This window comes from Pseudomonas fluorescens (assembly GCF_902497775.2).
Classification (GTDB): domain Bacteria; phylum Pseudomonadota; class Gammaproteobacteria; order Pseudomonadales; family Pseudomonadaceae; genus Aquipseudomonas; species Aquipseudomonas putida_F.
The window spans coordinates 5,454,529-5,477,187 of the sequence record NZ_OZ024668.1; the positions used below are offsets into that span (position 1 = coordinate 5,454,529).

General features: G+C 60.6%; 20 protein-coding genes. 17 read left to right on the forward strand and 3 right to left on the reverse strand.

All coding sequences use genetic code 11. From position 1 onward, the window contains the following. Positions 1-65: 65 nt before the first annotated feature. On the reverse strand, positions 66-1,490 hold the full coding sequence (gene aspA / locus F8N82_RS25075) for an aspartate ammonia-lyase (RefSeq protein ID WP_010222803.1): 1,425 nt from the start codon (positions 1,488-1,490) through the stop codon (positions 66-68). A 177-nt stretch (positions 1,491-1,667) separates the two neighbouring features. On the opposite strand from aspA, the gene F8N82_RS25080 reads away from it, so the two are divergent. The 5 genes from F8N82_RS25080 to F8N82_RS25100 all read left to right on the forward strand — a co-directional run bounded on the left by F8N82_RS25080 (position 1,668) and on the right by F8N82_RS25100 (position 5,288). Further along, positions 1,668-2,576, forward strand: a complete 909-nt coding sequence (locus tag F8N82_RS25080) for a LysR substrate-binding domain-containing protein (RefSeq protein WP_038997971.1) — start codon at positions 1,668-1,670, stop codon at positions 2,574-2,576. A gap of 201 nt (positions 2,577-2,777) precedes the next feature. Further along, positions 2,778-3,269 carry a 5-(carboxyamino)imidazole ribonucleotide mutase gene (gene purE, locus F8N82_RS25085; RefSeq protein ID WP_010222805.1) on the forward strand — a complete coding sequence of 164 codons (492 nt, stop codon included), beginning with the start codon at positions 2,778-2,780 and terminating at the stop codon, positions 3,267-3,269. Positions 3,270-3,279: 10 nt separating this feature from the next. After that, the gene (locus F8N82_RS25090; protein WP_038997972.1) at positions 3,280-4,362 is read left to right on the forward strand and encodes a 5-(carboxyamino)imidazole ribonucleotide synthase; all 1,083 of its coding nucleotides are present in this window, start codon (positions 3,280-3,282) and stop codon (positions 4,360-4,362) included. A gap of 93 nt (positions 4,363-4,455) precedes the next feature. After that, positions 4,456-4,704 (forward strand): GlsB/YeaQ/YmgE family stress response membrane protein, encoded by a 249-nt coding sequence (locus F8N82_RS25095; RefSeq protein ID WP_038997974.1) that lies wholly within the window; start codon positions 4,456-4,458, stop codon positions 4,702-4,704. A 50-nt stretch (positions 4,705-4,754) separates the two neighbouring features. Then, on the forward strand, positions 4,755-5,288 hold the full coding sequence (locus F8N82_RS25100) for a DUF3299 domain-containing protein (RefSeq protein ID WP_038999676.1): 534 nt from the start codon (positions 4,755-4,757) through the stop codon (positions 5,286-5,288). A gap of 55 nt (positions 5,289-5,343) precedes the next feature. Here the strand turns inward: F8N82_RS25100 and F8N82_RS25105 are convergent, their stop codons facing one another. Together F8N82_RS25105 and F8N82_RS25110 are read right to left on the reverse strand one after the other, a co-directional pair. Further along, positions 5,344-6,240, reverse strand: a complete 897-nt coding sequence (locus F8N82_RS25105) for a D-hexose-6-phosphate mutarotase (protein WP_038997975.1) — start codon at positions 6,238-6,240, stop codon at positions 5,344-5,346. Between the two features lie 72 nt (positions 6,241-6,312). Beyond that, positions 6,313-6,714, reverse strand: coding sequence for an acyl-CoA thioesterase (locus tag F8N82_RS25110; protein WP_009402429.1), 402 nt, complete (start codon positions 6,712-6,714; stop codon positions 6,313-6,315). Between the two features lie 371 nt (positions 6,715-7,085). Between F8N82_RS25110 and F8N82_RS25115 the strand changes: the two genes are divergently transcribed. The 12 genes from F8N82_RS25115 to F8N82_RS25170 all read left to right on the forward strand — a co-directional run bounded on the left by F8N82_RS25115 (position 7,086) and on the right by F8N82_RS25170 (position 22,658). Further along, positions 7,086-8,375: an MFS transporter gene (locus tag F8N82_RS25115; protein WP_038997976.1), complete on the forward strand. Its 1,290-nt coding sequence runs from the start codon at positions 7,086-7,088 to the stop codon at positions 8,373-8,375. Between the two features lie 156 nt (positions 8,376-8,531). Next, complete coding sequence (locus tag F8N82_RS25120) at positions 8,532-9,551, forward strand: hypothetical protein (protein ID WP_224793789.1); 1,020 nt, start codon at positions 8,532-8,534, stop codon at positions 9,549-9,551. Between the two features lie 43 nt (positions 9,552-9,594). After that, complete coding sequence (locus F8N82_RS25125) at positions 9,595-11,121, forward strand: S-type pyocin domain-containing protein (protein WP_224793788.1); 1,527 nt, start codon at positions 9,595-9,597, stop codon at positions 11,119-11,121. Beyond that, positions 11,118-11,594: a DUF6392 family protein gene (locus F8N82_RS25130; protein ID WP_038997978.1), complete on the forward strand. Its 477-nt coding sequence runs from the start codon at positions 11,118-11,120 to the stop codon at positions 11,592-11,594. The genes F8N82_RS25125 and F8N82_RS25130 overlap by 4 nt, the downstream gene beginning before the upstream one ends. A gap of 75 nt (positions 11,595-11,669) precedes the next feature. Then, positions 11,670-13,565 carry an S-type pyocin domain-containing protein gene (locus F8N82_RS25135; protein ID WP_052251607.1) on the forward strand — a complete coding sequence of 632 codons (1,896 nt, stop codon included), beginning with the start codon at positions 11,670-11,672 and terminating at the stop codon, positions 13,563-13,565. A 121-nt stretch (positions 13,566-13,686) separates the two neighbouring features. Beyond that, positions 13,687-14,685 (forward strand): phosphate ABC transporter substrate-binding protein PstS, encoded by a 999-nt coding sequence (locus tag F8N82_RS25140; protein ID WP_010225946.1) that lies wholly within the window; start codon positions 13,687-13,689, stop codon positions 14,683-14,685. A 139-nt stretch (positions 14,686-14,824) separates the two neighbouring features. Then, complete coding sequence (locus F8N82_RS25145) at positions 14,825-17,113, forward strand: ABC transporter permease subunit (RefSeq protein ID WP_038997981.1); 2,289 nt, start codon at positions 14,825-14,827, stop codon at positions 17,111-17,113. 71 nt (positions 17,114-17,184) lie between these two features. Beyond that, positions 17,185-18,801 (forward strand): phosphate ABC transporter permease PstA, encoded by a 1,617-nt coding sequence (gene pstA / locus F8N82_RS25150; RefSeq protein WP_176470453.1) that lies wholly within the window; start codon positions 17,185-17,187, stop codon positions 18,799-18,801. A gap of 97 nt (positions 18,802-18,898) precedes the next feature. Next, positions 18,899-19,732, forward strand: a complete 834-nt coding sequence (pstB, locus tag F8N82_RS25155) for a phosphate ABC transporter ATP-binding protein PstB (protein WP_038997984.1) — start codon at positions 18,899-18,901, stop codon at positions 19,730-19,732. 56 nt (positions 19,733-19,788) lie between these two features. Then, entirely contained in the window at positions 19,789-20,547 is a 759-nt protein-coding gene (gene phoU, locus F8N82_RS25160; RefSeq protein WP_038997986.1) for a phosphate signaling complex protein PhoU, read from the forward strand. 153 nt (positions 20,548-20,700) lie between these two features. Continuing rightward, complete coding sequence (locus tag F8N82_RS25165; protein WP_038997987.1) at positions 20,701-21,594, forward strand: response regulator; 894 nt, start codon at positions 20,701-20,703, stop codon at positions 21,592-21,594. A gap of 167 nt (positions 21,595-21,761) precedes the next feature. Further along, positions 21,762-22,658 carry a peptidoglycan DD-metalloendopeptidase family protein gene (locus tag F8N82_RS25170; RefSeq protein WP_038997989.1) on the forward strand — a complete coding sequence of 299 codons (897 nt, stop codon included), beginning with the start codon at positions 21,762-21,764 and terminating at the stop codon, positions 22,656-22,658. The last annotated feature ends 1 nt before the right edge of the window (position 22,659 follow it).

Genomic DNA, 22,659 nt, shown 5'->3' on the forward strand with positions numbered 1-22,659 from the left:
CCCTGGGCCCTCAAAAGGTGAGAGGTGTCTAGTCCCTCGACCTGGTGAGCGTGTTACAGCATCGGTTACGCCTTGAGCGGCACCAGACGCGGAGCAATCATGTTTTCCGGACGCAGGATGTCGTTGAGCATCTCTTCGTCCAGCAGGCCTTCCTCACGGACCAGTTCCAGCACACCACGGCCGCTTTCCAGGGCGATGGCAGCGATACGGGTGGCGTTTTCGTAGCCGATGTACGGGTTCAGGGCGGTGACCAGGCCGATCGAGTGCTCGACCAGTTCACGGCAGCGCTGTTCGTTGGCGGTGATGCCGACGATGCAGTGCTCGCGCAGCATGTCCATGGCGCGTTGCAACAGGCGGATCGAGTCGAAGATCTTGTAGGCAATCAGCGGCTCCATGACGTTCAACTGCAGCTGGCCACCTTCGGCCGCGACAGTCAGGGCCAGGTCGTTGCCCATGATGGCGAAGGCCACCTGGTTGACCGCTTCCGGGATTACCGGGTTGACCTTGCCTGGCATGATCGAGCTGCCTGGCTGACGCGCTGGCAGGTTGATTTCGTTGATGCCGGTACGTGGGCCGCTGGACAGCAGACGCAGGTCGTTGCAGATCTTCGACAGCTTGACCGCAGTGCGCTTGAGCATGCCCGAGAACAGGACGAAGGCGCCCATGTCCGAGGTGGCTTCGATCAGGTCGGCTGCCGGTACCAGCGGCTGGCCGCTGATGGTGGCCAGACGCTGAACGGCGAGGGCCTGGTAGCCCGGGTCGGCGTTGATGCCAGTACCGATGGCGGTACCGCCCAGGTTGATTTCGGTCAGCAGCTCTGGCGCCAGCGAACGCAGACGGTTGAGGTCTTCGGTCATGGTGGTGGCGAAGGCGCGGAATTCCTGGCCCAGGGTCATCGGCACGGCGTCCTGCAGCTGGGTACGGCCCATCTTCAGTACGTGGTCGAATTCCTGACCTTTGGCGGCGAAGGCCTGGATCAGGCTGTCAAGGCTGGCCAGCAGGGCGTCGTGACCCAGCAGCAGACCCAGACGGATCGCGGTCGGGTAGGCGTCGTTGGTCGACTGCGCCATGTTCACGTCGTTGTTCGGGTGCAGGTACTTGTACTCGCCTTTCTGGTGGCCCATGGCCTCCAGCGCGATGTTGGCGATCACTTCGTTGGCGTTCATGTTGGTAGAAGTACCAGCACCGCCTTGAATCATGTCGACCACGAACTGCTCGTGGTAGTCGCCGCGGATCAGACGGGCGCAAGCCTCGCTGATGGCAGCGTGCTTGGCATCGCTCAGGTGACCCAGCTCGCGGTTCGCGTCAGCAGCAGCCTGTTTGACCATGGCCAGGGCCACAACCAGTTTAGGGTAGTGCGACAGCGGAACGCCGGAGAGGTGGAAGTTGTTGGCAGCACGCAGAGTCTGGATACCGTAGTAGGCATCAGCAGGAACTTCGAGGGTGCCAAGCAGATCTTTTTCGACACGGAACGATGCAGCAGCGGACATGATGGATATCATCTCGATTTTGACCCGGCACATGCCGGAATGGCGCCAATCCTAGGCCCGCGCCGATTTTGCGGCCAATGCTGTTGCACGCTAACCTATGCACAAACGGCATACGGGTTGATGTGACGCCAACTGCCGATCGAGCGTGTTCAATTTTGGTGCATGCCTGGAGAGCCCATGAACCTTGAGAGCAAATGGCTGGAAGATTTCAGTGCCCTGGCCGCGACCCGCAGCTTTTCCCAGGCCGCCGAGCGCCGCTTCGTCACCCAGCCGGCCTTCAGCCGGCGTATTCGCAGCCTGGAAGCAGCATTGGGGCTGACCCTGGTCAACCGCTCGCGTACGCCGATCGAACTGACGGCGGCGGGGCAATTGTTCCTGGTGACGGCGCGGACGGTGGTTGACCAGTTGGGCGAAGTGTTGCGCCATCTGCATCACCTGGAAGGCGGGCAGGGTGAGGTGATCCAGGTGTCGGCGGCGCACTCGCTGGCGCTGGGGTTCTTCCCGCGCTGGATCGCGCAGCTGCGCAACGACGGCCTGAACATCGCCACGCGCCTGGTGGCGACCAACGTCGGCGACGCCGTGCATGCGCTGCGCGAAGGCGGCTGCGACCTGATGCTGGCCTTCTACGACCCCGATGCGGCTTTGCAGATGGATGCGGAAATCTTCCCCTCGCTGCACCTTGGCCACACCGAGATGCTCCCGGTGTGCGCCGCCGATGCCGACGGCAAGCCGCTGTTCGACCTGGAAGGCGAGGGCAGTGTGCCGTTGCTGGCCTACAGTGCCGGGGCGTTCCTCGGCCGTTCGGTCAATCTGCTGCTGCGCCAGCGCAACCTGCGCTTTACCACTGTCTATGAAACGGCGATGGCCGACAGCCTCAAGAGTATGGCCCTCGAAGGACTGGGCATCGCCTGGGTACCGCGGCTGTCGGCGCGGGCCGAGCTTGAGCGCGGCGAGCTGGTGATTTGCGGTGGTAGCCAATGGCACGTACCGCTGGAAATCCGCCTGTATCGCTGCGCCCTGGTGCGCAAGGCCAACGTGCGCCTGCTGTGGCGCAAGCTGGAGGGTGGTTCGCCTGCCGGGGCTTGACTCGAAAGTCAGCCAAAGCCCCGAAAAATAAGGCCGACAGTTGGTCGTCGGAGTGCATTAAACGCACCGCTTTGCGATATACTGCGCGGCCTTCGGTCGGTTTCACCCGGCCCTAATTCGTATAACAAGCCACGCCGGTCGTCCCGCGTGGCTTGTTGTTTTTTGACGCGCCTGCGGGCGCCCAAGAGAAGAGGCTCGACGATGAGTGCACTGGTTGGCGTGATCATGGGCTCCAAGTCCGATTGGTCCACCCTTAGCCACACCGCCGATATGCTGGAAAAACTCGGCATTCCCTACGAGGTCAAAGTGGTCTCTGCCCACCGTACCCCGGACCTGCTGTTCCAGTATGCCGAAGAGGCCGAAGGCCGTGGCATCGAGGTGATCATCGCCGGAGCCGGTGGTGCTGCCCACCTGCCAGGCATGTGCGCCGCCAAGACTCACCTGCCGGTGCTGGGCGTGCCGGTGCAGTCGTCGATGCTCTCGGGTGTCGATTCGCTGCTGTCGATCGTGCAGATGCCAGCTGGCATTCCGGTTGCCACCCTGGCCATCGGCAAGGCCGGTGCGATCAACGCCGCGCTGCTCTCGGCGAGCATCCTCGGCGCCAAGCACCCGCAGTTCCACACTGTGCTCAAACAGTTCCGCGCTGAGCAGACAGACAACGTTCTGGACCATCCAGATCCGCGCCAGGCTTGAGGTCAAAAGCATGAAAATCGGTGTAATCGGTGGCGGCCAGCTGGGCCGCATGTTGGCCCTGGCAGGTACGCCGCTGGGCATGAACTTCGCTTTCCTCGATCCGGCTCCGGACGCCTGCGCGGCGCCCCTGGGCGAGCACCTGCGCGCCGATTACGGTGACCAGGACCACCTGCGGCAGTTGGCCGACGAAGTTGACCTGGTGACCTTCGAGTTCGAAAGCGTCCCGGCTGAAACCGTGGCCTTCCTCTCGCAATTCGTGCCGGTCTACCCGAGTGCCGAATCCCTGCGCATCGCCCGCGACCGTTGGTTCGAAAAGAGCATGTTCAAGGACCTGGGCATTCCCACCCCGGCCTTCGCCGATATCCAGTCGCAAGCCGACCTGGATGCTGCCGTCGCCAGCATTGGCCTGCCTGCCGTGCTCAAGACCCGTACCCTGGGTTATGACGGCAAAGGTCAGAAAGTGCTGCGAACTGCCGAGGATGTTGTGGGTACCTTCGCCGAACTGGGCAGTGTTCCGTGCCTGCTCGAAGGCTTCGTGCCGTTCACTGGCGAAGTGTCGCTGATCGCCGTGCGCGCCCGTGATGGCGAAACCCGTTTCTACCCGTTGGTGCACAACACCCACGAGAACGGCATCCTGCGCCTGTCGGTGGCCAGCGAAGACCACTTGCTCCAGAGCCTGGCCGAAGACTACGCCGGCCGCGTGCTCAAGCAGCTCGACTATGTCGGCGTGCTGGCTTTCGAGTTCTTTGAAGTCGATGGCGGCCTCAAGGCCAACGAGATCGCCCCGCGGGTGCATAACTCCGGGCACTGGACCATTGAAGGCGCCGAGTGCAGCCAGTTTGAGAACCACCTGCGCGCCGTCGCCGGCCTGCCGCTGGGCTCGACCGCCAAGGTCGGTGAAAGCGCCATGCTCAACTTCATCGGTGAAGTGCCGGCAGTCGACCAGGTGATCGCCATCGACGAATGCCACCTGCACCACTACGGCAAGGCCTTCAAGGTCGGCCGCAAGGTTGGCCACGCCACCCTGCGCTGCGACGACCTGACGACCCTGGAGCAGAAAATCCAGCAAGTCGAAGCCCTGATCAAGGGCTGAAGGGAACCTTCCCGCCCCGCTGTCCCTCTGATGGCAGGATGCCAAAGCGCTGACTAGGCTTTGGCATGCGCCATTTAACTCAGAGGGATTGCCATGGGTATCATCGGAACCATCTTCATCGGCCTGATCGTCGGTCTGTTGGCACGCTTTCTAAAGCCGGGCGACGACAGCATGGGCTGGATCATGACCATTCTACTGGGTATTGCCGGTTCGCTTGCCGCGACCTACGGCGGCCAGGCGTTGGGCATCTATCATGCTGGAGAAGGTGCAGGTTTCCTCGGCGCGCTGGTGGGCGCGATTATCCTGCTGGTGGTCTACGGTCTGGTCGTCAAAAAGAGCTGATGGCAGGCTAGAATGCTCGGCACCGAACTCCTTCGTTGCCGAGCTTTTTCATGCGCCGAGTATTACTCCTTTCCCTGTTGCTGCTGAGCGGCCTGGCCCGGGCGGAACTGCCGGAAACCGACTGGCTGGAACTGATGCCCAAGTCGGACCAGAAAGCTCTCGAGCAGATGCCCGAAATCGACCACAACTCTCCGGAAGCCATGGGCACCTTCACCGACAAGGGTGGCCTGAAGCAGAGCAAAGGCCTGCCGGCGGTGATGTATTCGAGCAAGACCGTGGCCGCCATGAACGGCAAGCAGATCCGCCTGGGTGGTTATCCGGTGCCGCTGGAAACCGACGCCAAGGGCAACAGCACCCTGTTTTTCCTGGTGCCTTACCCGGGCGCCTGCATCCACGTGCCGCCACCGCCTCCAAACCAGCTGGTGCTGGTTCGCTATCCCAAGGGCCTGAAGCTCGACGACATCTACACGCCGCTGTGGGTCAACGGAACCCTGAAGGTCGAGAAGGTCAGCAATGATCTGGCTGATGCAGCCTATGCAATGGATGCGGCCAAGGTGCGGGTGGTGGAAGACGCGGATCTGTGAATGATCGCGGGTCAAGCCTGCTCCTGTAGGAGTGGGCTTGACTCGCGATAACGATCTAGAGCGCTTTGCTAGCGATGGTAAGGCTCAGCGAATGGGTCGCGCCCGGCGCCAAGGTGACCAGGTCATCCACCACGTTGGCGGTCTCGATGCAGAGCATGCGCTGCCAGCCATCGTCGGCCATGTCCGGCAGCTCAAGGGCGCGCTCGGTCCAGGGGTTCCAGATCACTGCCGTACGCGAGCCCTTGGCCGTTATGACCACGCGCCGGTTCCAGGCCGGATCGACAATGCTCAGTTGCTCAGGTGCCTGCAGGTAGATACGGTCGGTTTCCCCGGCAAAACCAAGGTTGCCTTGCTGCTGGCGCTGCTCCCAGTTAGCCAGGGTTTCGATGTAGTTCAGGCCATCGACCCCTTCGACTTGCACCTGGCGCACATCGCTGACGGCGAAATAGCTGTGCAGCGCCTGGCTGAGAGTGACCGGGACGTTGTCGAGGTTGTAGCTGGAGAGGGTGATGCTCAGCTGTTCGCCCATGACGATAGTCAGCTTGAGCTCGACAAGGTGCGGCCAGCCGGGAAGGTCGCCCTGGGTGTCGGGAAGGGAGAATTCAATGCAGATGCCGTCGCCACTGCTGTCGATGCCCAGCAATTGCCAGTCACGGCCGCGCACCAGGCCATGGGCCGGGCCGTCGTCAGCGTGATACATGGCCTGCACGGCCTCGGGGTTGCGCTTGAAAATGCCAAACCAGGGCCAGCACACCGGAATCCCGGCGCGCACGGATTTGCCCTGCTTGAAAATGGCCTGTTCGCTGAGCCACAGCAAAGGCGGCTCGCCGAGCCGTTGATAGCTGAGCACCTGCGCGCCTTGCTGGGCGACCAGCAGTTCAGCCGTGTCGCTGGTGATGCGCCAGCAATTGAGTTCGCCGTGCTTTTCGGATTCGACCTTGGGTGTGGACATGCGCTTTATCTCGTTGGTTTGCCGTACGGCCTTGGACCGCTTGCATACCTTCGAGTTTACCGCGCAGTGGTCTCAGCGACGAGGAGGAACCGAGCGGGTGCGACCGCTGCCGTCGATGGCGACAAACACGAATACCGCTTCGGTAACCTTGCGCCACTCGCTGGACAACGGATCGTCGCTCCACACCTCAACCATCATCTGAATCGAGCTACGGCCGATTTCCAGGGTCTGGGTATAGAAGGACAGCTGCGCGCCGACAGCCACCGGCACCAGGAATGCCATGCGATCAATGGCCACGGTAGCCACTCTGCCACCGGCAACGCGGCTGGCCATGGCGGTACCGGCCAGGTCCATCTGGGCGACTAGCCAGCCGCCAAAGATATCGCCGAAACCGTTGGTTTCACGGGGCAATGCAGTGATTTGCAAGGCCAGGTCGCCTTGCGGGATAGGATCTTCTTGTTCGAGTTCAATCATGCCGGGGGTGCCTCTGACCCATGACGCTTCGTTGGTTGGCGCTATGACAGACGCCTCGAAAAACGATTCAGCACAACTATTCTACGCTGCTTTCGCTTTGCCAGGCGGCGAAGGGAAACTCTGCGAAACCGACTAAGCATATCTAGCGGCGTTTTCGCACAACATCCTTCAGAAGACGCAACCCCTTCCTACAAGCGGCCAGTATATAGAGACGAAAGCGCAGCGACGACCATGCAGTCATGAATACTTGTATTGAATTTGTACTGCTATGTGCTTTTTCTGCCAATTTGCTATCGTTCCAGGCTTCCCAGGCCCAAACCCGCGCGCCAGGCGGCCTGCACCCCAATAAGAAATGCCAACAAGAGAGACCTATGACCTCCGTGCCCGGCACCATCGCGCAGCCTTCGAGGCCGCTGACCCGCAGTGACTACAAGACTTTGTCGCTTTCCGCCCTGGGCGGTGCGCTGGAGTTCTACGATTTCATCATCTTCGTGTTCTTCGCCACGGTGGTCGGCAAGCTGTTCTTTCCCGCCGAAATGCCTGAATGGCTGCGTTTGATGCAAACGTTTGGTATCTTCGCCGCCGGCTACCTGGCGCGGCCGCTGGGCGGCATCGTCATGGCCCACTTTGGCGACCTGCTGGGGCGCAAGAAGATGTTCACCCTGAGCATTTTCATGATGGCCGTGCCGACCCTGATCATGGGCCTGTTGCCAACCTACGCGCAGATCGGCCTGTGGGCACCGATCCTGCTGCTGGTGATGCGTGTGATCCAGGGCGCGGCAATTGGCGGTGAAGTGCCGGGCGCCTGGGTGTTCGTCTCCGAGCACGTGCCGGCCCGCAACACCGGCTACGCCTGCGGTACGCTGACGGCGGGCCTGACGGCCGGGATCCTGCTTGGCTCGTTGGTGGCAACGCTGATCAACACGGTTTACAGCCCGCAGGAAGTCGCCGATTACGCCTGGCGTATCCCGTTCCTGCTTGGCGGGGTGTTCGGTTTGTTCGCCGTGTACCTGCGTCGCTGGCTGCATGAAACCCCGGTGTTTGCCGAGATGCAGGCGCGCAAGGCGCTGGCCGAAGAGGTGCCGCTGCGTGCGGTGCTGCGTGACCACCGCGGTGCCATCGCGCTGTCTATGCTGCTGACCTGGCTGCTGTCGGCTGGCATCGTCGTGGTGATCCTGATGACCCCGGCGCTGCTGCAGAGCTTTTATCAGGTCAGCCCGACCGATTCGCTGAAGGCCAACAGCCTGGCCATTGTCCTGCTCAGCCTGGGCTGCATCGGTACCGGGGCTTTGGCCGACCGCTTTGGCGCCGGGCGGGTGTTCATTGTTGGCAGCCTGGCGTTGCTGGTGACTTCCTGGACTTTCTATCACACCTTGCCCAGCCATCCCGAGTGGCTGTTCCCGCTGTATGCCCTGACCGGCCTGTGTGTCGGCATCGTCGGCGCTGTGCCCTACGTCATGGTCAAGGCCTTCCCGCCAGTCGTACGTTTCAGCGGCCTGTCGTTTTCCTACAACCTGGCTTACGCGATCTTCGGTGGCCTGACGCCAATGGTGGTCACCGCGCTGCTTAAGGTCAGCCCGATGGCGCCGGCCTATTACGTTGCTGGTATCTGCGCCATTGGTCTGTTGGTGGGAATCTACCTTTGGCTCAAAGGTCGCTGACAGCTCGCATCAGTCGTTGCAGGGCAACCCTGCAACGACCTCCTATGACTCGTCTTGATACAGATTGACCGGTGCACCGTGCCCCGTCGATAAAGATGTACCACTTTCGCCAAGCCCCAATCGCCACCCTGCGCCATACAGACAAGGAGACTCTGTATGGACACCAGAAACTTTCAGGACAGAAGCACAGGTGAAGTCGTCATCACACCGGGTTCCTCCGGATCCAGCAGTGGCGGTGGCGGCTTTTTCAGTATCGGTGGCGGTGGTGGCTTTGGTGGCGGCTTCGGTGGGTCAAGCAGCAAGCGCCGCAAGAAACGGGCAAAAGCACGTGCCGCAGCGCTGGCCAGGGCCCAGGCTGAAGCGCAGGCCATCGCCCAGGCGCACGCCTATCGCCAGTTGGTCGAGGGCTACAGCCAGGTCCGCGATGCAAGGAAGTTGGCGCTGGAACAACTGTTCGTTGCTCAGGTTTCGCGCCTGGAGCAGGTCCTTCAAGCTGAGATCGACGCGGCCAGAAGGCCTCCACAAAGTAGTGGAAGCGAGCGTTGGGATTTGTATCTCATCAGCAAGCAACCGGATGAGATCAATGGTCTGATCGCTGCAAAGACCGTTGAACTGTCCGGTAAACAAGGTCAAGCCCTGGCCTTTGACGGCCAGGATCCTTTACAGCGCACGACCCAAGACTACGTCTCACACCTGGCTGCCCTGGGTTCTGCCCAAGCGGCTGCCCAAGCTCATCAAGCATGGGAAGCTTCCTATGCCGCGGGCCAGGAAGCAAAGCTGCTTTCTGAGGCCATCAGGCAACTGGGTGAAAAGTCGAATGCCCTGACCCAGCGGTACGTACAACTGCAAGCCGTCTGGCGTGAGCGCGAGCAAGAGTGGGAGCGCCAGCGTCTTTACGCGTTGCAGCGCGAGGCGCGCATCCGCTTCAAACGGCACGCTGATGCCGACCTGCGTCATGAGCGTCTCAGGCAAGCCAACACCCTGAAAGCACCCATGTCGGCGACAGCTGCCGGTGGCATGTTGCTGACCCGTGGCGGTGCTCTGGTAGCCCAAACGGCAGCCGCGACGATCGAACTGGCGATCCTGGACACCATCAAGGAAATCGGTCGTATCCTGCTGATCCGCACCGGGCAGACGGTCAGCCTGACAGCGACTGCGTTGTTCTATCAACGGTGAGCTCACCCCGGAACAACGCAATCGCAGACTTCAGGGGCTTGGGGTGCGAGCTGAAGTTCTGGGCTTACGTCCGGGGCAAAACCTGCAGGCGCTTGCAGACGCTGGTGGTATGGCGATCATCGACCATCGGCTCAAGACCGAGCAGGTGGCGGGTGGCACAGCCATCCATGTAGCTGCCACGGGGGGCACGATTGCCGCTGAAGTGCCGGTGCGCAATGCCGTTCTGGACCCGCTGAGCAACACCTACGTCCTCGACGGCGAGACGCCTGGCGATAAAAGCCTGCGTTTTGTTGCAGACCCTGATCCAGCCGCCCATGGCGCCACCGCACAAGGTACTGCTGGTGATCTTCCCGGTCTGCTGGCGCTAGGTGCGCCAGCGGACAGCATTCCCCTGGGAGCCGACCTGCGCATAGACGACTGCATTGTCTGTATCCCCGGGCAGTCGCCGTTGTACTTCACTTTTGCTGTGCGCCCCGTTGGTAGCGGTGTGGTCAATGGCACAGGGCAAGCCGTTACCCATGACTGGTGGGAAGCGGTTGAAAAGGATGCAGGGGCGCCGGTGCCCATGGCGGTAGGCGAGCGCTTTCGTGGTCGTGAATTTACTTCTTTCGCAAGCTTCGAGTGCGCCCTCTGGCGTGCTGTCACCGAAGAAGGCTTGTTGATTTCACAGCTCGATGAGATCAACAGGAAACGGTTGGCTAATGGTTATGCTCCCTATGCGCGCAAAAGCGACTGGCTGGGTGAGCGGCATGAGTTCGAAATCCGCTACGCCCGGGCTGCGGTGTACGGCACGGACTCCTACAACCTCGACCGTATAAGCATCCACAAGCCTACTGCTGCCCAGGGCTTGCGACCTGTTACCCAGCCGTTCGCACCTTGGCTGAGCCTTGAGCTCCAGGGATCGCTAGACCTTGTTACAACACAAGCACATTCAGTTTCGGGCAATCGAACCTGGACGCCACTGGTGCCGCCCGGACGTGAAGCCCTCGGCCCGACGGCGTTGCCGCCTGGACCTTCGATACCAGCGGTGTTGCCTGGTACTCCCCTGGCACCCGCCCGGCCGCAAATCGAAATACTTCCGGGCGAGAACATTGAGGACATCAATGCCAATATTCCTGGTTTCGGTGCGGGAACGGAACTGCCGTCTCCGGGACTGGTTTTTGCTCTTGAGCCGGCGAAGCCGCTGGAAACGGGAGATTATATTGATATACGGCGGCGGAGTATCAATGATGATATGGATGCAGATCATATCGTTTCTCGGAAGGCGTTGGAGCTTTTTATAGATAATAACTACCTTGAAATTGATGTGCGTCTGAAGAAAAGCTTTCTTGAACAAGCCCCCAGCATCGTTATCCCTTCAAGTGTGCATAGGAGATTCAGTGAAACTTATGGCGGTAGAAACACAAAGGCTAAGCAAAAGAAAGATGCCGCCGATCTGCGGGCGGCAGTTGATAGTAATATGGATGCCTTGAAATCAGGACTTCTTGAATATGGCTTTACCGATCAAGAAGTCGAAAGGACCCGTCACCAGTTGCATGAATTGCATCAAGCAAAAGGGTGGTACAAATGAACTTAAGTAACATTGATACTTGGCTGAGCAGTGTTGGGCAGACCTACCAAGATTTGGTGAGGAAAAAAATTATCTCGGATACTCCTTTTATAGAGCTGTATCCTGGCACAGATTATTTGCACATCGAACCTGAGCGAGGTGTCGACTTTGGTTTTTTTGCTGAAACAAAAAAACTCGAAGCGATTTGTATCACACTGCAGAAAATAGCGCCTTCACAAATTGACTATGCAGGAGAACTGTCAGCGCCCTACGGTTCGCTTAAAACGCGGGATGCCGTGCATGAATTTTTTGGTGTTCCTTTCGAGCAAAAAGGACCAATGACGCTCCCCCTGCCAGTAGGTAAGACAGGGGGGTGGGACTTGTATCATCTTAGCTCTAAAGGGCACGAAAATATTAGAGTGATATTCAAGTACAACGTGAACTTGGAAGTTTGTAGCTTGGTGTTTTCTTTGCTTGACAAAGGTCGAGATTGATCCTTGCTCGATGAGTGTTTGGGTTTATATTCTTTAGTTATCACATAGCAGTGGCTTAATCTTGAGGTATTCGAGATGGATCTCAAATCTTCTTTACAAGACTACACCGAGTCAGAGTTTCTGAACCTGGTGAAAAAAATCTGGGCTGTCGATGTTTCCAAAGAGGATCACGACAGACTCATTGAGCATTTCGACACCATTGTCGACCACACCGGTGGGGCGGATTTGATTCTGTACACCGAGGATGTAATCACCGGCAACGTCACGCTCCCGCAATCGTTCATTGGCTTTCTCAGGCGCTTGCACCGACAGCAAGGTACTGCGGCGTTCAAGGGCGACCCGCTACCTGGTGCACAACCCACGCCGCCACCGAAGCCATCGTTTTGGAGTTTGAATGCAACAGAGCGGGCCCTGGCGAATTCATCGAGACAGCAGGAAGAGGTTCGCAAGCTCGACGCAGGCATCAGCAAAACCGCCCCGGCAGCCGTGCGTGCACTGGATCAGCTCGACCGTTTGCTGACGCAATTGCAGGCACTTCAGGTTGCGCCGGCTGAAGAGCCGGTGGAGCAGCGGCTTTCCACCTGCGTGAATGACATCGCTGGGCTGGAACAGGCGCAAGAAGAAGCCGACAGCGCTGTGGTCGGTCTGCAGTACTACCGGTCGAGTGTGCGCTTTGCCAAAGAGAGAGCGGTACGCGATGTGAGTAACGGGTTCTATGACCGTGCAATGCAAGAAATCGTGCTGGCGCAGATGACCCGCATCAGCGATGACTATGGTGTTCAGTTGTCACAGGCAAGTGAACGCCACACTATTTTGCACGCGCGTGCTATGTCGTTGCTCGACAGGCTGGAGGAGCAACATGTACGCCTTGTAGCTGCCACTGGCACTGGCCCAGGCAATGTAGCCCGTGCCTTCAACGCGCCTGTGCATGGGGCGCAACTGCGACCTTGTTTGCTGGCTGGCGAAGGTGGGACTGTAGCGAGCGAAGAGCAAATGATCAGCCTGCAAAGCGCTGTTCGCTCTGCAGTGGGAGAGTTCACCTGGCAGGTGACTTCGACACAGGAAGTGCATCCAGGCACCTACGCCGATGTGCTGCAGTTTGTTTTCAACCGTATTGCGGTGGACCACCGCTTTGCTCTGACCCTTCCGCTTGTCGAGCTGTTACCCATCGAAGGCCAACCCTGGCACGAGCTCGCGCAAGCACAGGCAAGCGTCGAATTGCCGATGCGGTTGTGCTCGGGTACCGCTGCGGCAACAGCGGATAAGCGCTTCAAGGGATTGCAGGAAGTAACCGAGTTCGCTCAGGTGCGGCTGACTTCGACGAACGGTGGCAAGTTGCCAACCGAGGTGAGAGTCAGGGCTGCTGAATGGGACGAACAAGCCAAAGTCTTTCGCTTCACCAGTGAGGGAGTGGCGCCTATCACGCTGTTCTGGTCGCCACGTCCTCGCGTCGAGAACCCTGGGCGGGGCGTAACCTTGCCTGTCGGGTTGTTCCATGTGCCGCGCGTGCCGCCGCTGGAGCCCTTTGGCCAACTGGCGGATGTCCGTTTCGATGACTATGTGGTGGTGTTCCCTGAAGGGACCGGACTGGACCCGCTCTACCTCATGCTAAAGGATCGTCGTGAGTTTGCGGGGGTGGTGAGCGGCGAGGGGCGGGCGGTATCGGCTGCGTGGCTTGAACAGACCCTGCAGGCGGGAGGAGCACCAGTTCCCGAGCAGATCGCCAGGCAGTTACATGGGCAGGTGTTCAAGAGATTCGGTTTACTCGCGTCAGCGGTCTGGAAATCGGTGGCAGCCGATCCGCAATTGGCTCGCCTATTCGATGCGACAAATATCGAGCGAATGGAGAGTGGCTTGGGGCCTGTTGTTTCTGCGATCACCGGTGAAGCAGGGCTGGTGCTGCGGCACAGGAAGGCTCTTGCAGAAGGGGGCGAAGGCTACAATCTGGATAACATCTGCATAGGTGTTTAATGACTTGGGGTGGGATGCTGGCCATTCATCTAATTGTCACATTCGTTTCATAGAGTAGTCATACGGCCTGCAGATACTTGGGCCCGATCCATCTCACCCCAATTCCTGCTAGGAGCAAGGCATGAAACTGAAGCGTTTGATGGCGGCCCTGACTTTCGTCGCCGCTGGCGTTGCCACCGCCAATGCGGTTGCCGCTGTTGACCCTGCTATTCCGACCTACACCAAGACCACCGGTGTGTCGGGCAACCTCTCCAGCGTCGGTTCCGATACCCTGGCGAACCTGATGACCTTGTGGGCTGAGGCTTACAAAAAGGAATATCCGAACGTCAATATCCAGATTCAGGCTGCCGGCTCCTCCACCGCGCCACCCGCGCTGACCGAAGGTACCGCCAACCTCGGCCCGATGAGCCGCAAGATGAAGGACGTCGAGCTGCAGGCCTTCGAGCAGAAGTACGGCTACAAGCCAACCGCCATCCCGGTTGCCGTCGACGCCCTGGCCGTATTCGTACACAAGGACAACCCGATCAAAGGCCTGACCATGGCTCAGGTCGATGCGATCTTCTCCTCGACCCGTCTGTGCGGCGCCAAGGCCGACGTGAAAACCTGGGGCGACCTGGGCGTGACCGGCGACCTGGCTAACAAGCCAGTGCAGCTGTTCGGCCGTAACTCGGTGTCTGGCACCTACGGCTACTTCAAGGAAGAGGCCCTGTGCAAAGGCGACTTCAAGCCTAACGTCAACGAACAACCTGGCTCGGCTTCGGTCGTGCAGTCGATCAGCAGCTCGCTGAACGGCATCGGTTACTCGGGCATCGGCTACAAGACCGCCAGCGTCAAAACCGTGCCTCTGGCCAAGAAAGAAGGCGGTGCTTTCGTTGAAGACAACGAAGCCAACGCCCTGAACGGCACCTACCCGCTGTCGCGCTTCCTCTACGTCTACGTCAACAAGGCGCCGAACAAGCCTCTGGCTCCGCTGGAAGCTGAGTTCGTCAAGCTGGTGCTGTCGCAAGCCGGCCAGCAAGTGGTGGTGAAAGACGGTTACATCCCGCTGCCAGCCAAAGTGGTTGATAAAGCCCTGGCTGACCTGGGTCTGAATCACAACGGCAACGTTGCGAAGAAGTAATTGAAGGACCGGCGGGGGCGGGTTTTGACCCGGTCTCGCCACTCATTGTGAGTCCGCTGCCAGGGATATCTGCGCGGCGGGCTTTTTTGCGTCACTGCATTGTCATGTTTTTGTCATACGGGACCGCTAGGGTGTGCGCATGAATGATCTGGCCAACTCCACCATGACCCAAAATTCTCCCCCCGTGCGGATTGACTTCAATACGCCCGAGCTGCAACGCAAGCGGCGCATTCGTGCGCTCAAGGACCGCCTGACCCGCTGGTATGTACTGGTGGGCGGGCTCGCCGTGCTGGCAGCAATTACCCTGATCTTCTTCTACCTGGCCTACGTGGTTGTGCCGCTGTTTCAGGGCGCTACCCTGACCAGCAAGAAGGCCCTGGAGCCGACCTGGCTGCAACAGGACGCCGGCAAGCCGCTGATGATCGCCCTGGAAGAGCAGAACCTGGTCGGTATGCGCGTTTCCGACAAGGGCCAGGCGCTGTTCTTCGACACCAAGTCCGGTGCCGAGCTCAAGCGTGTCGAGTTGCCAGTACCTGCCGGTACCCAGGTGACTTCGATCGGTGCCGATCAGCCGGGTAACCCGCTGGTGGTGCTGGGCCTGTCCAATGGCCAGGCGCTGGTGTTCAGCCACAGCTACAAGATCACCTACCCGGACAACCAGAAAACCATCACCCCGGGCATCGACTTCCCTTACGGCCAGGAGCCGTTCGCCCTGGATGACCAGGGCCGGGCGCTGGAGCACGTCAGCCTCAACGTCAATGGCGAAACCCTGGTGGTGGCCGGTTCTACCGGTGCGCACCTGCAGGTGGTGTCGCTGAGCCGCGAAGAGAACATGATGACTGGCGAAGTCACCAGCGAGCAGAGCCGTATCGAGCTGCCGCAGATGACCGAGGCGGTGAAGGCGATCTTCATCGACCCGCGCCAGCAATGGCTGTATGTAATCAACGGGCGTGCCCAGGCTGACGTCTTCAGCCTGCGCGAGAAGAGCCTCAACGGCCGCTACAAGCTGCTCGACGACGGCAATGCCGAAGTCACCGCCAGCACCCAACTGGTGGGCGGTATTTCGCTGATCATCGGTGATTCCAAAGGCGGCCTGGCCCAGTGGTTCATGGCCCGCGACCCGGATGGCGAGCAGCGCTTCAAGCGTATTCGCGAGTTCCAGATGGGCAAGGCGCCGATCGTGCAGATCGATGCCGAAGAGCGCCGCAAGGGCTTTATCGCCCTCGACGCCGACGGCAAGCTCGGCGTGTTCCACAGCACCGCGCACCGTACCCTGTTGGTCGAGCCGGCCGCTGGGGGCGCGGGCGTCCTGGCGCTGTCGCCACGGGCCAACCGCATCATCATCGAAGAAGGCGGCAAGCTGCTGCCGCTGACCTTGAAGAACCCGCACCCGGAAGTGTCCTGGAGCGCGCTGTGGAGCAAGGTCTGGTACGAGAACTACGACGAGCCCAAGTACGTTTGGCAGTCGACTGCTTCGAACACCGACTTCGAACCCAAGCTGAGCCTGTCGCCGCTGACCTTCGGTACCCTGAAGGCTGCGTTCTACGCGATGATCCTCGCTGCACCACTGGCCATTGCCGCCGCCATCTACACCGCCTACTTCATGGCCCCGGGCATGCGCCGCAAGGTCAAGCCGGTGATCGAGCTGATGGAGGCGATGCCGACGGTGATTCTCGGCTTCTTCGCCGGCCTGTTCCTGGCGCCGTTCCTTGAAGGTCACCTGCCGGGTGTGTTCAGCCTGTTCCTGTTGATGCCACTGGGCATCCTGGTTGCCGGCTTTGCCTGGAGCCGCCTGCCCGAGTCGCTGCGCCTGCGGGTTCCGGATGGCTGGGAAGCGGCGATCCTGATTCCGGTGATCCTCTTCACCGGCTGGTTCGCCCTGTACATGAGCCCGTTCGTCGAGACCTGGTTCTTCGATGGCGACATGCGCCTGTGGATCACCAATGACCTGGGGATTACCTACGACCAGCGCAACGCCCTGGTGGTCGGTATCGCCATGGGCTTCGCGGTGATCCCGAACATCTACTCGATCGCCGAAGACGCCGTGTTCAGCGTGCCGCGCAGCCTGACCCTGGGTTCGCTGGCGCTCGGTGCCACGCCGTGGCAGACCCTGACCCGCGTGGTCATCCTGACCGCCAGCCCGGGGATCTTCTCGGCGCTGATGATCGGCATGGGCCGCGCCGTGGGTGAAACCATGATCGTGCTGATGGCTACCGGCAACACCCCGGTCATGGAAATGAACCTGTTCGAAGGTATGCGCACCCTGGCGGCCAACGTTGCGGTGGAGATGCCCGAGTCGGAAGTCGGTGGCAGTCATTATCGCGTGCTGTTCCTCGCCGCGCTGGTGCTGCTGATGTTCACCTTCGTGATGAACACCTTGGCCGAGCTGATTCGCCAGCGTCTGCGCAAGAAATACTCGTCGCTTTGATAGAAAGGTAGCGATCCGTGAAAAAGGATTCCCTCAAAAGCTGGTTCAAGAGCGGCGCCCCCGGCGTCTGGATGAGCGGTGGCGCGGTCGCCATCGCGGTGATCATGACCATCGGTCTGCTCGCCGTGATCGCGGTGCGCGGCCTTGGCCACTTCTGGCCGGCCGACCTGCTGCAAGCCAGCTACAACGTGCCTGGCCAGGCCAACCATATCGTCGTTGGCGAAGTGGTGCAGAAGGAAGAAGTACCTCGTGCCCGTCTGAAGGGTGCCGGCTTGCCGGTACCTGACGAAGGCCCGGAGTTCATGACCCGCGAGCTGATCAAGGTCGGTAACCGCGACCTCAATGGCAGCGACTTCACCTGGGTGGTCGGCGAATGGCTGACCGACCAGCAGAAGCCGGTTGACCTGATTGCCCTGGAACGCCGCGAGTGGGGCAACTTCTACGGCTACCTGGTCAGCGTCAAGGAAAACGGCAAGGTGATCGCCGAAGGCCAGGCCGCCTGGACCGAGCTGCAAAGCCGTCTCAAGCGTGCCGACAAGCTGGCCGGCGAGCTGCAGAAGCTTGAGAAGAAAGACATCGGTGCGATCAACTACGGCCTTGAGCGTCTGCGCCTGCAGACCCGCAAGCTGGAGCTGGACGGCAAGCTGGACGCCGCTGCCCAGGCCGATATCGAAGCCGAGCGTGCCGAGCTGAACAACCGCTACAAGGCCATTGAAGAGCGTCTGGGCGGTCTGCACCAGGACTTCGGCCGCGACAGCCTGGTGGCCAAGGACGGTAATGGTCGTGAGGTGGAAATCAACCTGAGCAAGGTGGTGCATGCCTACCAGCCGAACGGCATGGGCATCTTCACCAAGCTGGGCGTTTACTTCGCCAAGGTCTGGGAATTCCTCAGCGACGACCCGCGTGAAGCCAACACCGAAGGCGGGATCTTCCCGGCGATCTTCGGTACTGTGATGATGACCCTGATCATGGCCGTGATCGTCACCCCGTTTGGCGTGCTGGCGGCGGTGTACCTGCGTGAATATGCGCGTCAGGGGCCGGTGACCCGCCTGATTCGTATTGCGGTGAACAACCTGGCGGGTGTTCCGGCGATTGTTTACGGCGTGTTCGGCCTGGGTTTCTTCGTCTATGTGCTGGGTGGCTCGCTCGACCGCCTGTTCTTCCCCGAAGCGCTGCCGGCGCCGACCCTGGGTACCCCGGGCCTGCTCTGGGCTTCGCTGACCCTGGCGTTGCTGGCGGTGCCGGTGGTGATCGTGGCCACTGAAGAAGGCCTGGCACGGATTCCGCGTACGGTCCGCGAAGGATCGCTGGCGCTCGGTGCGACCAAGGCCGAGACCCTGTGGAAGATCGTCCTGCCAATGGCAAGCCCGGCAATGATGACCGGCATGATCCTCGCCGTGGCCCGCGCTGCGGGTGAAGTAGCGCCGCTGATGTTGGTGGGTGTGGTCAAGCTTGCGCCTTCGCTGCCGGTGGACGGCAACTACCCGTACCTGCACCTGGACCAGAAGATCATGCACCTGGGCTTCCACATCTACGACGTCGGCTTCCAGAGCCCGAACGTCGAGGCCGCACGGCCGCTGGTGTACGCCACCGCGCTGCTGCTGGTGCTGGTAATCGCCACCCTGAACCTCTCGGCGGTATGGATTCGTAACCACCTGCGCGAGAAGTACAAGGCGCTGGACAGCTGACTGAAAGCTATTAGCCATAAGCGGCAAGCTACAAGCCGCTTTTGCTCAAACTTGCAGCTTGCAGCGAGAAGCTAGCAGCTACAAACGGAGTGAAATCATGCAACATGAAACCCATTCTCACGGTATAGACATGTCGGCCCTGGGTCGCGACAAACAGAGCCTGCGCCTGGCTGAAGAAACCGTAGCCATCGAAGTGCCTGGCCTGAGCCTGTACTACGGCGACAAGCAAGCCCTGTTCGATGTCAGCATGAACATTCCCAAGCAGCGCGTGACTGCCTTCATCGGCCCGTCCGGCTGCGGTAAATCGACCTTGCTGCGTACCTTCAACCGCATGAACGACCTGGTTGACGGCTGCCGCGTGGAAGGCGCGATCAACCTCTATGGCAACAACATCTACCGCAAGGGCGAAGACGTTGCCGAGCTGCGCCGCCGGGTCGGCATGGTGTTCCAGAAGCCCAACCCGTTCCCCAAGACCATCTATGAGAACGTGGTCTACGGCCTGCGCATCCAGGGCATCAACAAGAAGCGCGTGCTCGACGAAGCCGTGGAGTGGGCGCTCAAGGGCGCGGCGCTGTGGGATGAGGTCAAGGACCGCCTGCACGAGTCGGCGCTGGGCCTGTCCGGTGGTCAGCAGCAGCGTCTGGTGATTGCCCGCACCATTGCCGTGGAGCCGGAAGTACTGCTGCTCGACGAACCTTGCTCGGCACTCGACCCGATTTCGACGCTGAAGGTCGAAGAGCTGATCTACGAGCTCAAGTCCAAGTACACCATCGTCATCGTTACCCATAACATGCAGCAGGCGGCGCGGGTTTCCGACTACACCGCATTCATGTACATGGGCAAACTGGTGGAGTTCGGTGATACCGACACGCTGTTCACCAACCCGGCGAAGAAGCAGACCGAAGACTACATCACCGGCCGGTATGGCTAGGTTTCAATGATTGAACGCCGCCTGATCGCACCTACCGGACGCTCCAAGGATTTCTCATGATCGATAAAGACAGCCTTACCCACCATATCTCCCAGCAGTTCAACGCCGAACTCGAAGAGGTTCGCAGCCACCTCCTGGCGATGGGCGGCCTGGTCGAGAAGCAGGTCAACGACGCGGTTACCGCGCTGATCGAGGCCGATTCGGGCCTGGCCCAGCAGGTGCGCGAAGTCGACGAGCAGATCAACCAGATGGAGCGCAACATCGACGAAGAGTGCGTGCGCATCCTGGCCCGGCGTCAGCCGGCGGCATCCGACCTGCGTCTGATCATCAGCATTTCCAAGTCGGTGATTGACCTGGAGCGCATCGGCGACGAGTCGACCAAGATCGCCCGCCGTGCCATCCAGCTGTGCGAGGAGGGCGAGTCGCCGCGCGGTTACGTCGAAGTGCGCCACATCGGCGACCAGGTGCGCAACATGGTCCGCGATGCGCTGGATGCCTTTGCCCGTTTCGACGCCGACCTGGCGCTGTCGGTTGCCCAGTACGACAAGACCATCGACCGCGAGTACAAGACCGCCCTGCGTGAGCTGGTCACCTACATGATGGAAGATCCACGCTCGATCTCGCGCGTTCTCAGCGTGATCTGGGCTTTGCGTTCGCTGGAGCGTATCGGCGACCACGCACGCAACATCTCCGAGCTGGTGATCTATCTGGTGCGCGGCACCGACGTGCGTCACCTGGGCCTCAAGCGCATGCAGGAAGAGGTTCAGCGCAGTGGCGAAAAGGCTAATGTTCCGGGCAAATCTGACGATAACTAAGACTGCCCCGAGAATGAACGCCCGGCCCTGGCCGGGCGTTTTCGTTTGCGGGTGAGGCAGCCGCGAACGAAACAACGAGTCCCGGCGTGACCCAATGTTTGGCAAATGGCCATCAGTCAGCGTTATGCTAGTCGGGATTCAATAGGAGTGGCGATGAGTAAAGTCAGTGTGTTGGTTGTGGATGATGCGCCGTTCATTCGCGACCTGGTCAAGAAATGCCTGCGTAACTACTTCCCCGGTATCGTCATCGAAGATGCGGTCAATGGCCGCAAGGCCCAGACCATGTTGAGCCGCGAGACTTTCGATCTGGTCCTGTGCGACTGGGAAATGCCGGAAATGTCCGGCCTTGAGCTGCTGACCTGGTGCCGTCAGCAAGAGTCGATGAAGACCCTGCCGTTCATCATGGTGACCAGCCGTGGCGACAAGGAAAACGTGGTCCAGGCGATTCAGGCCGGGGTTTCGGATTTTGTCGGCAAGCCGTTCACCAACGAGCAACTGCTGACCAAGGTGAAGAAGGCCCTGACCAAGGTCGGCAAGCTCGATACCTTGCTGGCCAGCGCCCCAACCCGCGCTACGTCGGCGTTTGCCAACGATTCGCTGAGTGCCCTGACCGGCGGCCGTGCCGAAACGGTCAAGCCGTCAGCGCCAGCGGCCCCGGCGGCGGCCAAACCACTGGTGAGCGCTCCCAAGCCTGCAGCAGCGGCGCCGGCAGGGCGTGGCCAGGGCCAACTGCGCCTGCCCAGCGGCGTTCAGCCATGCGTGATCAAGGCGTTGAGCCTCAAGGAAGCGCTGCTGGTGGTGCGCCGTGGCGAAACCCTGCCGCAGGTACTGGAAGGCGCGGTGCTCGACCTGGAGCAGGGCGAGAACGCCGAGATCGCCCGTCTCAATGGCTACCTGCATGCGATTGCTGCACTGGAGCCCAAGCCGGATAGCGACTGGTTGCAACTGACCTTCAAGTTCGTTGATCAGGATGCCCAGAAGCTCGACTACCTGTCGCGCTTGATCGCTCGCGGCTCGGCGCAGAAGCACTTCGTGCCGGGGGCCTGATTAGCCCATCGCGGGGCAAGTCGGATCGCCGCACCGCCGCTCCGACTTGCCCCGCGATGAATGCACCGTTCGTCTCCTGGCACATCCCGCAAACACTCTCGCCATACCCCCGCCAAAATCCGCTGCTAGGCTTCGACAGACCACTAACTGTCAAAAAGCCACTACTCATGCCCGCACGCACGCTGCTGTTCTGCGCCTTGCTCATGGCTTGCGGCCCTGTGCTGGCCATGACCCTCTACAAAAGTACCGACGCCAATGGCGTGGTGTCCTATTCCGATCGGCCGATCCCCGGCAGCCGGGCGTTTGTCTTTGGCGACAGGATGGTTGAACAGCTGGAAACCCAGGTGCAGTTGCAGGTCAACAGGTTTGCCGGTGGCGTGCGTTTCAGCGCACGCAACGACACCTATGCGCCGGTCGAGGTGGAGCTGCGCCTGGAGCGCATGGGCAATGTGCAGGGTGGGGCATCACGGCTGGTACGGGGGGTAATACCGGCGCGTACGACGATGCCGTTGACCCTGCTAAGTGCGCGGCAGCCCGGAAGACCGGTGAGCTATAAGGAGAAATTCTCTTACGCCCTGGGCAACCCAGGCCAGCGCCAACTGGCCTTCCGCTACCCCTTGCCCTGGCGTGGCGGGCCCTTTCGCCTGAGCCAGGGGCCCAATGGCCGCTATAGCCACTTCGGGCCCAAGGGCCGCTATGCCATGGACATTGCCATGCCCGAAGGCACGCCGATCATTGCTGCAAGGGCGGGAGTGGTGATCAAGACCGAAAACAGCCAGAGCGGCCGCGGTAGCCATCCTTCGGGCAACTTTGTGCGGATCCTCCACGAAGACGGCACCATGGGTGTGTATCTGCACCTGATGCGCGGCTCGGTGGTGGTCAGGGAGGGGCAGCGGGTGGCGTACGGCACGCCGCTGGCCAAATCCGGCAATACCGGCAACAGCAGCGGCCCGCACCTGCACTTTGTGGTGCAGCGCAACGTCGGGCTGGCGCTGGAGTCGATACCCTACCAGTTCAACCAGCCCGTCGGTGGCTTGCCGAACTTTACCGCCGGCAACCCCTGAG

Coding starts and splice junctions, on each gene's coding strand:
- F8N82_RS25140 (WP_010225946.1), top strand. CDS start 13,687: ATGAAACTGAAGCGTTTGATGGCGGCCCTGACTTTCGTCGCCGCTGGC.
- F8N82_RS25130 (WP_038997978.1), top strand. CDS start 11,118: ATGAACTTAAGTAACATTGATACTTGGCTGAGCAGTGTTGGGCAGACC.
- phoU (WP_038997986.1), top strand. CDS start 19,789: ATGATCGATAAAGACAGCCTTACCCACCATATCTCCCAGCAGTTCAAC.
- F8N82_RS25115 (WP_038997976.1), top strand. CDS start 7,086: ATGACCTCCGTGCCCGGCACCATCGCGCAGCCTTCGAGGCCGCTGACC.
- F8N82_RS25100 (WP_038999676.1), top strand. CDS start 4,755: ATGCGCCGAGTATTACTCCTTTCCCTGTTGCTGCTGAGCGGCCTGGCC.
- F8N82_RS25090 (WP_038997972.1), top strand. CDS start 3,280: ATGAAAATCGGTGTAATCGGTGGCGGCCAGCTGGGCCGCATGTTGGCC.
- F8N82_RS25170 (WP_038997989.1), top strand. CDS start 21,762: ATGCCCGCACGCACGCTGCTGTTCTGCGCCTTGCTCATGGCTTGCGGC.
- aspA (WP_010222803.1), bottom strand. CDS start 1,490: ATGTCCGCTGCTGCATCGTTCCGTGTCGAAAAAGATCTGCTTGGCACC.
- pstB (WP_038997984.1), top strand. CDS start 18,899: ATGCAACATGAAACCCATTCTCACGGTATAGACATGTCGGCCCTGGGT.
- purE (WP_010222805.1), top strand. CDS start 2,778: ATGAGTGCACTGGTTGGCGTGATCATGGGCTCCAAGTCCGATTGGTCC.
- F8N82_RS25145 (WP_038997981.1), top strand. CDS start 14,825: ATGAATGATCTGGCCAACTCCACCATGACCCAAAATTCTCCCCCCGTG.
- F8N82_RS25120 (WP_224793789.1), top strand. CDS start 8,532: ATGGACACCAGAAACTTTCAGGACAGAAGCACAGGTGAAGTCGTCATC.
- F8N82_RS25105 (WP_038997975.1), bottom strand. CDS start 6,240: ATGTCCACACCCAAGGTCGAATCCGAAAAGCACGGCGAACTCAATTGC.
- pstA (WP_176470453.1), top strand. CDS start 17,185: ATGAGCGGTGGCGCGGTCGCCATCGCGGTGATCATGACCATCGGTCTG.
- F8N82_RS25095 (WP_038997974.1), top strand. CDS start 4,456: ATGGGTATCATCGGAACCATCTTCATCGGCCTGATCGTCGGTCTGTTG.
- F8N82_RS25080 (WP_038997971.1), top strand. CDS start 1,668: ATGAACCTTGAGAGCAAATGGCTGGAAGATTTCAGTGCCCTGGCCGCG.
- F8N82_RS25110 (WP_009402429.1), bottom strand. CDS start 6,714: ATGATTGAACTCGAACAAGAAGATCCTATCCCGCAAGGCGACCTGGCC.
- F8N82_RS25165 (WP_038997987.1), top strand. CDS start 20,701: ATGAGTAAAGTCAGTGTGTTGGTTGTGGATGATGCGCCGTTCATTCGC.
- F8N82_RS25135 (WP_052251607.1), top strand. CDS start 11,670: ATGGATCTCAAATCTTCTTTACAAGACTACACCGAGTCAGAGTTTCTG.